Source organism: Oligoflexus sp., assembly GCF_035712445.1.
Classification (GTDB): Bacteria; Bdellovibrionota_B; Oligoflexia; order Oligoflexales; family Oligoflexaceae; genus Oligoflexus.
In genome coordinates this window covers 1-12,775 of record NZ_DASTAT010000043.1, presented here as the reverse complement: position 1 = coordinate 12,775, position 12,775 = coordinate 1, and the positions used below count along the sequence as shown (strand labels likewise).

The following is a 12,775-nucleotide window of genomic DNA, read 5'->3' as shown; positions in this document are numbered from 1 at the left end:
GTTTCCCCGTTATAAATTGAGCCTCGGCCTTGCCGTCGAGCAGATTCCCACGGTTCCGACCCCATGGCCCTCAGGGTTGCCTCTTTCTGTGATTACGGAGGCCTTGCCCTTGATTGGGGTTGGCCGGGGTGACCCCTCGCAGGAGAAAAATATGACAGCATCCTATGATCTGGTGGTGATTGGTTCCGGTCCCGGTGGCGAAGTTGGTGCCCTGAAGGCCGCGCAATTAGGGCTGAAAGTGGCGCTGGTTGAGAAGTCGGAAAACCTCGGCGGCACCTGTCTGAACTGGGGCTGCATCCCAACGAAAGCTTTGCTGCATTCCGCAAAAACCTGGGACAAACTCCAGCATCTTGAAGATCAGGGTTTCAGCACCGGCCCGGTGAGTTTCAACTGGGCCAAAATCATGGAGCGCAAAGAAAAGATCGTCGATCAGCAGCGCAAAGGCCTGCGTTTTCTGATGAAGAAAAACAAGATCGACACCTACGAGGGCCACGGCCGCCTGGAAAGCAAGACCTCGGTCAGCATCACCGATAAGGCCGGCAAAGTCACGACCATTCAAACGAAATTTGTGCTTCTGGCGACAGGTTCGCGCGTGCGCGAGCTGCCCTTCGCGAAGTCCAACGGCAAAAATATTCAGAACTCCGATCACATCCTCTTCATCGACCATATTCCGAAAACCATGGCCGTCGTGGGCGGCGGTGTCGTCGGGACGGAATTCGCCTCGCTCTTCGGCCGCATGGGCTCGCAGGTCACCATCATCGAGCTGGCACCGCAAATTCTTCCCACCGAAGATGCGGAGTGCGTGAAAGAATTGGAACGCTCGCTGAAAAAGCAGAACATCACCATCGAAAACGGCAGCAAGCTGACCGGAGTCGTCGATGAGGGCAAGCAGGTGAAGCTTTCTGTGGAAGGCAAGCCCGACCGCTTCTTTGATAAGGTTCTGCTCTCGATCGGCCGCGAACCCGTGACCGATGACATCGGCCTGAACAAAGTGGGCCTGACCACCGAAAAAGGCGGCTTCATCAAAGTCGATGAGCATTACAAAACCTCGGTCCCGAACATCTTTGCGATCGGCGACATCATTCCCACCCCGGCCCTCGCGCACACAGCGTCGGCGGAAGCCTATCATGCGGTGGAAGTGATCGCGGGCCATAAGCCTCCCGTCATCAACTATGCGGCGAACCCGGCTGCGATTTACACCTATCCGGAAATCGCGAGCATTGGTCTGACGGAAGAAAAATGCAAAGCGGAAAAACGTGAATACAAGATCGCGAAGTTCCCCTTCGCGCCGATGGCCAAGGCCAAGATCGAGGACGCGACCACGGGCTTCGTCAAGATCATTTATGAGCCGAAATACAAGGAAATCCTCGGTGTTCACATAGTCGGCAACACCGCGACCGAGATGATTTCCGAATTTGCCTTGGGCAAGGTTCTGGAAACCACGCTGGATGAAATCGCCCACACGATCCATCCGCATCCCACGATTTCGGAAACCATCGTGGAAGCCGCACATGTCGGCACCGGCGGCGCGATCCACATGTAAGTGGATGACGGTTCGAGTTGAAGGACGGGTTAATTTGAAAGTCAGGTTAAGTTGAAGGGCGGGTGTTCCGCACCCGGGGCAGATTAGAGATATCAGACATCAACGGAGTTCACGATGGCGAAGGTCACAGAGGTTTTAATGCCCTTGATGGGTGAGGGCGTGCATGAAGCGACCTTGACCAATTGGTTGATCAAAGAAGGCGAAGCCGTTACCAAGGACAGCCCGCTTCTTGAAGTCTCAACCGACAAGGTCGACACAGAAATTCCCGCGCCCGCATCCGGCATACTTGTGAAAGTCCTGGTGCCGGTCGGCAGCGTGGTGAAAGTCGATCAGGCTTTGGCCATCATTTCCAGTGAAGCCGGTGCCACGGTCAGCACGGAACTGCCCGCAGCCCCGTCGTCTTCCGCGAGCGCCACACCCCCCATTCCTCGGGACAAGCAGCCTGTGAACACCGCAGAAGCCGACGATCAGCACGATGATTCGCCTCTGCGCAGTTCGCCGCTGGTGCGAAAAATGGCCCAGGAACGTGGCATTGATTTGAATCAGGTGCGTGGCAGCGGCATGCACGGCCGCATCACCAAGAAGGATCTGCTCGACTTTGAGCAGGATACGCCGCAGGTCCTCGGCAAACCCGTGACGGTGGCCCAGGCGCCGGCACCCGCCCCCCTTCCCATGGCAACGCCTCACACCCAGCTCAAGCTGAGTTCGGTGGATGGTCAGGAGCTTTTGGAAGGCGTACCCGTGCGTCGGGAGCCCATGACTCGCATGCGCCAGCTGATTGCCGATCATATGGTGGAATCGGTTCGGGTGTCTCCGCACGTCACGACCGTCTTCGAAATGGATCTGCATCAGATCGTCAAACTGCGTGAAAAGCATGGCGCGGAATTCCAAAAGCGCGAAGGCTTCAAACTCACGTTTACGCCTTTCTTCATCCATGCCGCTGTTCAGGCGATCAAAAAGCATCCCATCGTCAACACCTCGGTGGATGGCTACGACATCCTTTGGAAGAAGGATATCAACATCGGCTGCGCGGTGGCTCTGGACAATGGCCTGATCGTTCCTGTCATCAAACAGGCCGGTGATCTGAGCCTTGCCGGCGTCGCCCGTCGTTTGAATGATCTCGTGATGCGGGCGCGGAATAAGAAACTGAAGCCTGATGATGTGCAGGGTGGAACCTTCTCGATCACCAATCCCGGTGGCTGGGGCAGTATCACGAGCAATCCCATCATCAATCAACCGCAGGTCGCGATGCTCGGCATCGGAGCCATCGTGAAACGTCCGGTCGTGATCGACGATATGATTGCCATCCGGCCGATGATGATGGTGAGTCTGACCTTCGATCATCGCGTGATCGACGGCGAAGGCGGTTCGAAGTATCTCGCGACTTTCAAAGAGATCATCGAGAACTATCGGGAAGTGCCGATCTAAGCCACTTCCTGCTCTCTCTTCAGCGCCGGCAGTTCCAAGACAAAAGTGGTATGGGCCGCCTCTGCATCCAGGTACAGGCGGCCTCCATGTTCCTCGGCTATCCTTTGGGAAAGACTCAGTCCCAAGCCCGTCCCCTTGCCCGGCGGCTTGGTTGTGAAAAAAGGTTCCATGACCTTGCTCTGGATCGCCTTGGGAATACCGAGCCCAGGATCCACCACCTTGATCAGCACCGCACCTTCAGCTGACCGTTCCAATTCCAGGCGAATCCAGCGTTCTGAACCCTGCCGGCCTTCGATCGCATCCGCGGCGTTTCCGATCAGATTGATCAGAATCTGTGAAACGCCAAAGCCCTGCAGCATGACTGTCGCCTCACTCAAGGACAGGGCATCATGTATGCTGAGGGTGATGTCGTAGCGCTTCAGCTTATCCTCGGTGAATTCCATCGTTTCCCGCAGGACGGCTTCCAGCTTCTCGGGCCGCGCTTCCTCGACACTGGCATCCGCGCGGGACAGTCGCCGCATCGAATCCACAATGCGTGCGATGCGGCTGACTGTGCGCTGCACCTGTTCCAATCCACTCTGCAGGAATTGGGGGTCGAGGCTCTGGGACTGAAGCTTCTTAAGAAGAATGGACACGCGCCCTGTGATGACCGACAGGGGATTATTGATTTCATGCGCAATGCCGCCCGCCATTTCCCCAAGCGCTGTCAGATGACGCGTGCCTTCCAGAATCAGCTGGGCCTTTTTGCTTTCGGTGATATCAAGGACCAGGGCCAATGATCCTTCAAAATCCTCCAGATCATCCAGTTCAGGATAGAAGAGGACATACATCCAAATCACCGAACCATCCTCGCGATGGCCGGGAACTTCACCTCGCCAGATTTTTTTAGCCGCGATCGAAGCGATGATGCTTTCCACGAAGTCAGCATCATCAAGCCCCATCACGCTGATGATGCTGCGACCTTGCACGTTCACCCCGGCAAGGCCCCGCAGCTGACGAAAGCCTTCATTGATGGAAATGACCTTATGCTGCTCGTTGAAGATCAGGACGCCAGCCGTCGCATCAATGGCTGAACCCAGATCCCGGAGACGCCGGACCTCGCGGCCGATCTTTTCCAGTTTGCGGGTATAGTCGCGATTCATGGCATCGCGTTCCAGGAGCTGCTGCTGCTGACGCCGGTTTTGCAGGATGAAATAGAGCCCCGAAACGATCAGCCCCAAAAGGCTGATGATGATGACGATGGCCAGATGCAGAATGCTCTCGGAACTGCGCACGATGTCGGCCTGCATGCGCTGCACATAAAAATCCTGCGCCCGATAGATATTGCGCCGCGCATCAGCCGCCGCCGCATCACTCTGGGCCATCGCACGTCCGGCCTGCCGCAGGTTTCCCCAGTTGAGCTGCTGGAAAAGCTCGTGGCCTGATTCCCGCATATCATTCAAATGAACCTGGGCCTTTCGGATGAGTTCGCAGCCATCAGACTCAGAGGTTTTTTCGCCGGGAAAACTGCAGTTGCTGGAGCTGCCCTCGGCATCCTTGCGGATCAGGCGCTGCAGCTCATCCTGCGCTGTTTGCATGGAAAGCGTAAAAGCCAGCTGATGCTCCTGGATCCATCCGTCCGCGAAGGCCGCATTGCTGTCATCACCCGCTTCTTCAATCGCAAGGACCGCACGATCCAGGGCTGCAAGGACGTTTTCTTCAAATCCCATGGGCTGAACGCTGCAGGACAGGACCCCAAGGCCAATGATCCAAGCGAGGCTCGCCGGCCAGAGCCGCAAGCCCAACTGAAGCGCCATGTTCGCTTTGCCTTCGCGCATCAAAGAGAAAAATCCTCGCGTTGTCTTAAGGAGCTATCGGTTTATTTTCCTTAAAATAAAGGTTCACCCAGGAAAGACAGAAACTCGCGCAAGACCGCAAAGCCGCTCCAGGAAGCACGGCTTTTGGAAAAGACACCAAAAGGACTGATTGCAGTACGGCAAAAAATATCCGGTCTGCCGTGATACACTGGGTCTGAGATGGCGAATCCTGTCTTGAGCTTGGGCTTCCTTTTGTGTCATAAATGCCCTGGCTTCGATCCATCCAGTCCGAGGGGGCTTCACTTGAATTTCTATCATTTGGGTGTCATATCAGCCCTGATTGCATTCGCAGGCTCTTCAGGGCTTTATCTGCACAGCTTTTCGAAATCCAGCACCCAGGAAAAAATTCATCGCGCCGCCTACGCTCTTTTTGTGCTGGCTGCACTTTTGATGACGTACAATACGGTCAACGCTTTCCTTTACAATCTGCAGCATGTGACCAGCAGCTTTGTGCTGATCACGACCACGGCATGGCTTACGATCTGCGCGCAGCTCTTCTTCGGCCTGCGCATCACCGGCTCCATCGTCGCGCCCCTGTCCACTCTGATCATGCTGGTTCAGTTTTTCTTCGTGGCCCCGCATGGGGAAACGGTCGAGGAAAGCACGGGCCTTCTGATGTCCACGCACATCCTGGTCAGCGTCGTCGGCGAGGCCTTCGCCATCATCGCCTTCGTCATCGCGGTCTTTTATCTGGTTCAGCAGCGGGCTTTGAAAAAGAAACAGCTCAATCGCCTGCAGCATACTCAGGTTTCCATCAGCAAATTGAATCAGGCTCTGATTCTTTCCATCTGGCTCGGCTTCATCTTCCTCACCTGCGGTCTGATCATGGGATCCATCTATTCCCAATTCTACTTCACTGGTGACCGCATGACTCTTCTGGGCAAAGTGCTGTGGGCCTTCCTCGTGTGGCTCTGGTATCTTGCGACCCTTCTGAGTCGTAATTTTTTCAATCTTTCTGCCAAACGACTGGCGTGGATGACGATCCTTGGTTTCGTCCTGTTGGCCATCGGCTTGTTCGGCATCAATAACTGGAGTAGCGTGTTTGGCTGAGAAGGTTCCCATACTATTTTGCGTTGGCACCAACCACGAGTCCGCGGGTTTGGATTTCCGTGAAACGCTCTTTTTGAGCCGGGAGGAGATTGATGTCTCCTTGCCCCAGGTCATAAAAAAGCATGGTTTACGTGAAGTCATGGTCCTCTCCACCTGCAATCGGCTCGAGGTCTATGGTGTCATGGACCGCTCCGAGCTGACTTCGCATCATCTGCGCGAAGTCTTTATTGATTTGCAGCGGTTTTGTCCGAATCCCAAACAGGAACTCGACGAGGAAATCAAACACCGCAGCTATCATTATCTGCATAAAGATGCCGCGCGCCATGCTTTTTCTGTAGCGTCCGGACTCGATTCCCTGGTCCTCGGGGAAACCCAGATCACAGGCCAGTTCAAGAACGCGGCGCAGTTCGCGCAGGAAAGCGGAACCCTCGGTCCCATTCTGAAACGCCTGACTCAGGAGGCGTTCTCCTCTTCGAAAAAAGTTCGCAGCAGCACCGATATCGGCAAAAAGCCCGTCTCGATCAGTCATGCGGCCATTGATCTGGCCAACCGCGTGTACGGTGACATCGCCGACTGCCGCGTGCTGGTCATCGGCGCGGGCGAGATGGCGGAAGTCGCGGCCAAATATCTTTTGAAATATAACCCGAAAGAACTTTTCGTCTGTAACCGCACGCTGGCTCGCGCGGAAACGCTGGTCGAAAAGGTTGGCATTGGCATCGCCTATCCGTGGGAGGAGCTCAACGAAGTCCTCACGCTCTCCGATGTCGTGATCAGCTGCACGTCCGCGAATGAAATCGTCCTGGATAAGCCGCGCATCCAAAGATCGCAGAGTGCTCGCAATAAGCCTGTCTTCCTGATTGATATAGCCCTGCCGCGCGATATAGATAAGGCCTGCGCCGAGCTGGAGGACGTCTACCTCTTCGACATCGACGACCTGAAGCAGGTGGTCGGCGAGAATTTCGAGGAGCGGCGCAAGGCAGCGGAAAAAGGCAAGAAGATCATCGTCGAGAATGCCGAAGGCTTCGACAAGTGGCTCAGCAACATCAATCTGAAGCCTGCGCTCGGCAGCTTCCGCGAATACCTGGAAGCTTTGGTGAACCAGGAATTCCAAAAATCATTTGGCCGCTCGCCTTTGAATAGTCTCGATGAAAACCAGATCAAGGCCGCCGAGGCCATGATGAAATCCGTCGTGAATAAAATCAATGGCGACGTCGCCCGTTTGGTGCATAATCCGCCTGTCGGTTACACACCGGAAAGCATGGCGGAAGCCCTGAAAAGTCTTTTTCCATTGGACAAAAACTCATGAATCAAACTCGTAAAGTTCGTATAGCAACCCGCGGCAGTCAGCTGGCCCTTTGGCAAGCCAATCACGTATCGAGCCTTCTGCAGGCCCGCGGTCTCAACACCGAACTCAATATCATCAAGACCACGGGTGACCGTGTGCAGGACCGCTTTCTGCACGAGATCGGCGGCAAGGGTCTTTTCGTACGCGAACTGGAAGAGGCGATGAAGGGCGGGACGGCGGATATCGCGGTTCACAGCCTCAAGGATCTGCCTGCACGTATTCCCGCTGGATTTCAGCTGGCGGCGATCCTGCCCCGGCACATCCCGCAGGATGCCTTGATCTTCAATCCCAAATCGCTGGCGCGCCTCAAGGTGCCGGAACAAAAGTTCCTGAGCAAGGCCGACCTGAAAAATATGGGCCCCATGACCATCGCCACGGCGAGTCTTCGGCGTCAGTCGCTGCTGAAGGGTCTTGGTCCGCAGATCAACCTCGTGCCTGTGCGCGGGAATGTGGACACACGCATTCGCAAGCTGAATGAGGGTGATTGGGATGGTTTGATTCTGGCAGGTGCTTCCCTCGAACGCCTGAGCCTCGATCATCTGCCGCATCGTCTTCTGGCTGATGAATGGTATGTGCCCTGCGCTGCGCAAGGCGCTCTGACCATCGAAACGCCGGCCGATAGCCCTTTCACCAAGGATCTGGCGGCGCTGAGCGATGCCACGACTTACGCCTGTGCAACGATGGAACGAATGATTCTGGAAAAGCTGGGTGGCGACTGCACGATGCCTTTTGGTGCTTTCTTTTTCCCGGATGTGAAAAAAGGCGAGACCATCGCCCGGGCTCTGGTCCTTGACTATGAAGGCCAGGAAGCCCGCTATGTTCATACGTTCAAAGGTCTGCCCGACACTCTCGATTATGAAGCGTCCGCAAAAACCATGCTGGATGGCTTGAAAAAGGTGGGTGTCACGGACATTCTTCATGCTCTCAAGATCAAGGCCCCCATCCTCGGGGACCTGGCCTGATCATTTGCTTCAGCCTGCGGGATACTGGCCAATCCGGGCTTCAAGTCCGGCCATCGACGCCAGGATTTCCCGCTGCTGCTGAATGAAATCCACAGTCATCGCATCCACCGATTTCACGATCACATCCGGTGCATACGCAAAGCGGTGCAGGTGATCCTCATGCGTTCCGCCCGAGAGGACGAGCACAGTCCTGAAACCAAGCTGCACACCACCGAGGATATCGGTTTCCATGGTATCACCGACCATGATGGTTTCGCCCGTCTGCAGTCCGAGTCTTTTACGAGCGGCGCGGAAGATGACCGGGCTCGGTTTGCCAGGACTGAAGGCGCGGAAGCCGGTAGCCTCTTCAATCATCTTCACATAGGCGCCACAGCCAGGACGCAGACCACCATCCTGAGTCGGACAGTTGGCATCGAGGTTGGTGGCGATGAGTTTTGCGCCCTGCAGAACAAGGTGCACGGCCTTTTCCACGGTTTCCAGAGTAATGGTGCGGCCTTCACCGATCACAACGAAATCAGGTTTGGAATCGACGATGGCAATGCCCACGCGATCCAGGGCATTCAAGAGTCCGCCTTCGCCGATGACATAAGCGGTGCCGCCCGGCTTGTGACCGGCCAGGTAATTGGCTGTGGCCTGGGCGCTGGTGAAGATGTGCTCCTGCGTCACGCGAAAACCCATGCGCTGAAGACGGGTGGCGATATCCATGGGCGTTCTCTGACTGTTGTTGGTCAGGAACATAAAGGGCACCTTAAGCTCATGCAGACGCTCGATAAATTCCACAGCGCCGGGAATGATCTGGGTTCCCCGGTAAACGACGCCGTCCATATCAATCAGAAAACCCATCTTCATGCTTGCGCTCCTCTCAAAAAGCTCGCAGTTCCCCTGGATTGTCGCCCCAGCGGGGATACGATTCAAGCATAAACAAGCTCATGCATAGCCTTTGCGTCGCCCTTAACCTACCGTTTCGACCGGGAAAACCGTTTGGTAATTGACTTTTTCCCGGTATTTTCTGTATCTTAGCGCGATTTTACCGACCAAGGGGTCCCCATGCAGAAGCCGCATTTTCTTAATTTTTCCCGCCTTGAATACCGCCAACTCCTGAAGGATTGGGGTATGCAATCTTTTCGCGCGGACCAGATTGCTCACTGGATTTATAAGGCCGGTGTGCGCGATCCCGAGCAAATGAGCAATCTCGGCAAGGATATGCGGCAGAAGCTTTTTACAGAACTCGACTGGCATATGCCGGAAGTTATCAGCAAGCTCGATTCGGTGGACGGATCGACCAAGCTGCTGCTGAAAAGTCACAAAGGTCACACGATTGAATCGGTGATTCTGCGTTATGAGAACCGCACGAGTCTTTGCGTGTCGAGCCAGGTGGGTTGCAAGCTCGCCTGTGATTTCTGTCAGACGGGCAAACTCGGATTTGTGCGGCATCTGGAGCGCGGCGAGATTTTAAGCCAGCTTTATTTGGCGAATGAAATCCTGAAACCAGAAGGTCTGCGCGTGACGCATGTCGTTTTCATGGGCATGGGCGAGCCGCTGGATAATTACGAAAATACCGTGAGCGCCGCGAATGTGATGATGGCGGAAGATGGCTTCTTCCTATCCGCGCGTCATGTCACGCTTTCCACCTCGGGGCTGGCGCCTGAGATTGAAAAGCTCGCGGTGGATACGCGGGCCTCGCTTGCGCTTTCGCTGCATGCCTCACGCGATGATCTGCGGACCGAGCTGATGCCGATCAACCGTCGGTATAAGCTGGAGCGTTTGAAAGAGGCCCTGCTTTATTATCAGAAGACCACAGGTCGCAAGATTACGATTGAATATATCATGATCAAGGACAAGAACTGCGGTCTGCGCGAGGCGAAGGAGCTTGTAAAATACCTTCATGGTCTCCGCACCAAGGTGAATCTTATCCCATTCAACGCGCACCCTGGTCTACCTTACGATCGACCTTCCGATGAGGACATCCGCAGCTTCCAAAAACACCTCGCGGATCGTTCGATCCCCGCGCCCGTGCGCTATTCCAAAGGCCTGGATGTCTCCGGCGCCTGTGGACAGCTGGCCGCCAAGCACGCGGAATCCATTCATGCGGTTCCGGAGCGTAAGCGGCTGGTGATCAAGGATGATACGCTGATTGAGATTTTAGGCTAAGGGAAGAAGGAATGGCTTAGCCCGGCATCCACCTTGTAAGTTTGCCAGAAAATGCCAACACTCCCAGCACGATAAATGGCAAACTTAGAATCTGCCCCATGTTGATAGGCATGCTGGTCTCGAATGCAACTTGATTTTCCTTAACATACTCCAGTAGGAATCTGCTGGAGAATATCCAAACAAACATCAGGCCAATCATGCGACCTTCAGGTTGGGCTCGCGTTTTTTTGTAAAGAGCGTAGAGGACAATCGAAAGTGTGAGATAGCTGAGTGCTTCATAGAGCATCGCGGGATGCCTTGGGATATTGTCACCATTCTGAGCAAAAATAATGGCCCAAGGCAGTGTACTTGGCCTGCCCAAAATTTCAGAGTTGAAGAAGTTGCCAATTCTGATGCATGCCGCTGCAAACGCAACTGATATGGAAAGACGATCTGCGAGCCAGATGTATTCGTAGTCCCTATGCTTGCGCTTGAATAACCACACTGCGATGAGTACTCCAATCGCACCGCCATGGCTCGCAAGTCCACCTTCCCAAATGAAAAGGATTTCAATTGGACGTTTAAGATACTGTTCCGGGGCATAGAACAGACAATGACCTAAACGAGCTCCGACTATTGTTCCTATCATGATATGGTAAAGCAGTGAGGATAAGTCTTGCTCCTTGCGACCCTCCTCTTTAAAAATGCGCTGGATGATTGAATATCCAACTAGAAAGCCCAACGCAAACATCAAACCGTACCAGCGTGGGCCCCAATTCCCAATCTTAAAGATTTCCTTTGGAAAGTCCCAAACCAGGTATTCCATGCCGCTCGTTTCCTTTCATAAACTGGGCCTCTATAGTACTTTGAAGTGGTCTCATCTTACAGGACACTCTGATAACCTAACCAAGTATCAGGGAGGACAGTATGGGCAAGAAGAAGGATCCCAGGTCATACAGCGAAGAGTTTAAAGCAAACACCGTGAAAATGTCACTAAAACCTGAAGTGAGTGTGAGCCATGTTGCTGAAGAGCTTGAGTCGGCTACCTTTCCAGGTGGCAAAGCCAAGCCCGCGATAGCCAAGACCAAGCCTCCGCGGAAGCACGAGTGGACGCCATTAGCGAGAATGCACGGCTCAAAGATTAGAAAGAGCGCCTCAAGAAGTTGATAAACAACCCGGTCACCGATCTTTCACCGCTGAAGGATCTGGAGAGCCTGCAAGAACTCAAACTGACTGGAACATCAATCGATGCCCAGTTTTCGCTCATCCGAACGCTGCCCGATTGATGCAAAGTCCAAGGTGCTTCGTGACTATTGCGCTAAGAAAGTCGCTGCTCCGGCCGCCAACTGAGCTCTGCAACCACATGCCGGGCTATCGGCGCGGCATTACGGGAAAGACTAGCCCAGGCAGATTCCTTGAAGAACCCGAATTTTCTTTCTAAAGCCACTTTTCCGGGATTTGGCTTAATTGCTCGTAAAGATTCCATCCATCATGCTTTGACGATGGAAGAACCCATGGGCAGCTATTGTTCATCCACTCTCTCGATAACGCTGAACAACTTCACGACTAAAGTCGTCCTTTTCGTCACCTCCCAAGCATCTACGCCCATATCAAGTCCACATACTCGACAAGGCCATTTTTCCTTTACTGTTAACTTCATGGTTAGCCATTCCCTTCAGGCATTCGTAAGTCAGGATCTCGACGGCATATTCAAATATCATTTCATTCTTTCGCTACCACAAAGGTAAACTCTCGAATGATAATCCATGAAAGCATTTGGCATCGCATGAAATGAATAATGCTTTCCTCTCATCAAAGAGGTCAATTTCTCCTGACATTTGCAGTTTCCATACGTCACCTTCTTTCCCAAGAGACGCTCGGACGTTTAGCAACCCATCATGCTCGCCCGTATATACTGTCACACAGCTATCTCTGTCTGGATCGTCGAATTCAATGACAATCAAATTTTGATTCACTTTCAAATTGACAGGCGGCACGGCAATGTTGAACAGAAAGCCTGCCCCAAAAGGATAAAGGTGAGAAGGCACCTTGTCATTACTCTCCAGCAATATTTCCATGAACAGGCCAGAGTTCTGCATATCCTGATCAAAGTGACAACCTAAGACTCGATATTCAACTCCGTCAACCGTAGCGGCATTATGGGAATAATTCATGGTCAAATGTTACTTTATCCGATTCTAGAGAATAATCTGTCTTAAGGTTACTCATTCTCACAAGTCGATCAGTGATCGGGATACCTTATTCTGTTAAGTATTTCGTACACAATATCCGGATCACTCTGAATCAGGTAACTGAAGTGTGAAGTTACCCGGATTCCGTGGAGCCATCTGTTAAGATGAATCCATGAATATAGGGAGTCTAACTTTGAAGCCAGAAAAGTCTGCCAAATCAAAAAGTAAGCGTCGCACCTTTTCCCCCGAGTTCAAATCTGAAGCGGTCA

The 12,775-nt window shown here is 53.6% G+C and carries 11 protein-coding genes; 7 read left to right on the top strand and 4 right to left on the bottom strand.

The window, feature by feature from the left end; genetic code table 11:
- The first annotated feature begins 151 nt into the window (after nt 1-151).
- Both lpdA and VFO10_RS09065 read left to right on the top strand, forming a co-directional pair.
- Nucleotides 152-1,543 carry a dihydrolipoyl dehydrogenase gene (gene lpdA / locus VFO10_RS09070; RefSeq protein ID WP_325139229.1) on the top strand — a complete coding sequence of 464 codons (1,392 nt, stop codon included), beginning with the start codon at nt 152-154 and terminating at the stop codon, nt 1,541-1,543.
- A 114-nt stretch (nt 1,544-1,657) separates the two neighbouring features.
- Nucleotides 1,658-2,971, top strand: coding sequence for a dihydrolipoamide acetyltransferase family protein (locus tag VFO10_RS09065; protein ID WP_325139227.1), 1,314 nt, complete (start codon nt 1,658-1,660; stop codon nt 2,969-2,971).
- On the opposite strand, the gene VFO10_RS09060 is transcribed toward VFO10_RS09065, so the two are convergent.
- Complete coding sequence (locus VFO10_RS09060; RefSeq protein ID WP_325139225.1) at nt 2,968-4,788, bottom strand: PAS domain-containing sensor histidine kinase; 1,821 nt, start codon at nt 4,786-4,788, stop codon at nt 2,968-2,970. The two genes, VFO10_RS09065 and VFO10_RS09060, sit on opposite strands and share 4 nt — an antisense overlap.
- Before the next feature lie 282 nt (nt 4,789-5,070).
- On the opposite strand from VFO10_RS09060, the gene ccsA reads away from it, so the two are divergent.
- Genes ccsA through hemC form a run of 3 tightly spaced genes read left to right on the top strand, consistent with a single transcriptional unit; the run spans nt 5,071 to nt 8,184 of the window.
- The gene (ccsA, locus tag VFO10_RS09055) at nt 5,071-5,877 is read left to right on the top strand and encodes a cytochrome c biogenesis protein CcsA (protein ID WP_325139223.1); all 807 of its coding nucleotides are present in this window, start codon (nt 5,071-5,073) and stop codon (nt 5,875-5,877) included.
- Nucleotides 5,870-7,183: a glutamyl-tRNA reductase gene (gene hemA / locus VFO10_RS09050; RefSeq protein WP_325139221.1), complete on the top strand. Its 1,314-nt coding sequence runs from the start codon at nt 5,870-5,872 to the stop codon at nt 7,181-7,183. Before ccsA ends, hemA begins: the two co-directional genes overlap by 8 nt.
- Complete coding sequence (gene hemC, locus VFO10_RS09045; RefSeq protein WP_325139219.1) at nt 7,180-8,184, top strand: hydroxymethylbilane synthase; 1,005 nt, start codon at nt 7,180-7,182, stop codon at nt 8,182-8,184. Before hemA ends, hemC begins: the two co-directional genes overlap by 4 nt.
- A gap of 9 nt (nt 8,185-8,193) precedes the next feature.
- On the opposite strand, the gene VFO10_RS09040 is transcribed toward hemC, so the two are convergent.
- Complete coding sequence (locus tag VFO10_RS09040; RefSeq protein ID WP_325139217.1) at nt 8,194-9,033, bottom strand: HAD-IIA family hydrolase; 840 nt, start codon at nt 9,031-9,033, stop codon at nt 8,194-8,196.
- Nucleotides 9,034-9,231: 198 nt separating this feature from the next.
- Here VFO10_RS09040 and rlmN point away from each other — a divergent pair, with 198 nt between their 5' ends.
- Complete coding sequence (gene rlmN, locus VFO10_RS09035) at nt 9,232-10,335, top strand: 23S rRNA (adenine(2503)-C(2))-methyltransferase RlmN (RefSeq protein ID WP_325139216.1); 1,104 nt, start codon at nt 9,232-9,234, stop codon at nt 10,333-10,335.
- 16 nt (nt 10,336-10,351) lie between these two features.
- On the opposite strand, the gene lgt is transcribed toward rlmN, so the two are convergent.
- The gene (lgt, locus tag VFO10_RS09030; protein ID WP_325139214.1) at nt 10,352-11,140 is read right to left on the bottom strand and encodes a prolipoprotein diacylglyceryl transferase; all 789 of its coding nucleotides are present in this window, start codon (nt 11,138-11,140) and stop codon (nt 10,352-10,354) included.
- A gap of 101 nt (nt 11,141-11,241) precedes the next feature.
- On the opposite strand from lgt, the gene VFO10_RS09025 reads away from it, so the two are divergent.
- Nucleotides 11,242-11,481, top strand: a complete 240-nt coding sequence (locus tag VFO10_RS09025) for a transposase (protein WP_325139211.1) — start codon at nt 11,242-11,244, stop codon at nt 11,479-11,481.
- Nucleotides 11,482-12,047: 566 nt separating this feature from the next.
- Here VFO10_RS09025 and VFO10_RS09020 read toward each other — a convergent pair.
- Nucleotides 12,048-12,494, bottom strand: a complete 447-nt coding sequence (locus VFO10_RS09020; protein ID WP_325139210.1) for a hypothetical protein — start codon at nt 12,492-12,494, stop codon at nt 12,048-12,050.
- Nucleotides 12,495-12,775: the final 281 nt, after the last annotated feature.

Excerpts from the sequence above, each read along its gene's own strand:
- lpdA (WP_325139229.1), top strand. The coding sequence starts at position 152 with ATGACAGCATCCTATGATCTGGTGGTGATTGGTTCCGGTCCCGGTGGC.
- VFO10_RS09065 (WP_325139227.1), top strand. The coding sequence starts at position 1,658 with ATGGCGAAGGTCACAGAGGTTTTAATGCCCTTGATGGGTGAGGGCGTG.
- VFO10_RS09060 (WP_325139225.1), bottom strand. The coding sequence starts at position 4,788 with ATGCGCGAAGGCAAAGCGAACATGGCGCTTCAGTTGGGCTTGCGGCTC.
- hemC (WP_325139219.1), top strand. The coding sequence starts at position 7,180 with ATGAATCAAACTCGTAAAGTTCGTATAGCAACCCGCGGCAGTCAGCTG.
- VFO10_RS09040 (WP_325139217.1), bottom strand. The coding sequence starts at position 9,033 with ATGAAGATGGGTTTTCTGATTGATATGGACGGCGTCGTTTACCGGGGA.
- rlmN (WP_325139216.1), top strand. The coding sequence starts at position 9,232 with ATGCAGAAGCCGCATTTTCTTAATTTTTCCCGCCTTGAATACCGCCAA.
- lgt (WP_325139214.1), bottom strand. The coding sequence starts at position 11,140 with ATGGAATACCTGGTTTGGGACTTTCCAAAGGAAATCTTTAAGATTGGG.
- VFO10_RS09025 (WP_325139211.1), top strand. The coding sequence starts at position 11,242 with ATGGGCAAGAAGAAGGATCCCAGGTCATACAGCGAAGAGTTTAAAGCA.